1 pseudogene is annotated in these 378 nt (G+C 42.3%); it reads right to left on the bottom strand.

The window, feature by feature from the left end:
* Positions 1-35: 35 nt before the first annotated feature.
* Positions 36-314: pseudogene (locus UF05_RS02595) on the bottom strand (glutamine synthetase); the annotation flags it as partial.
* Between the last annotated feature and the right edge of the window lie 64 nt (positions 315-378).

Genomic DNA, 378 nt, shown 5'->3' with positions numbered 1-378 from the left:
TCCATCATACTAAGCAGTAGTTGGCCAACTTGTTACTTTGCCGTTGGCATCAAAGTTCCCCTGATTGGGTAACAGAGGTGATCTGGTTCTCCGAGATCTTCGCCCAACCCCGCAGTGTCAACGACGTTGCCTTTAGTATCAAGGATGATGGTCGAGAGGGGGAGTGCTACCCCTTTATCAAGCTTCTCTAGTTCGTCTATCGGGATGCGCTTTCCTCTTGGAGTGGCATTGATATCGGTAAAGATAAGGTCTATAAATTCTATATCGGGCCATTTTTGTTTAATATTTTGTACTTCCTGTAGATACGATTCCATTTTCTTCTCCAAATAGCCTGACGATTAGAAGTTAGAAATAACCAAGTTAACAAATAAATTACAG

Source organism: Vibrio sp. S457-15, from assembly GCF_000960545.1.
Lineage (GTDB): Bacteria > Pseudomonadota > Gammaproteobacteria > Enterobacterales > Vibrionaceae > Vibrio > Vibrio parahaemolyticus.
The sequence above is the reverse complement of the archived record's forward strand: the minus strand, read 5'-3'. Positions and strand labels throughout refer to the sequence as shown.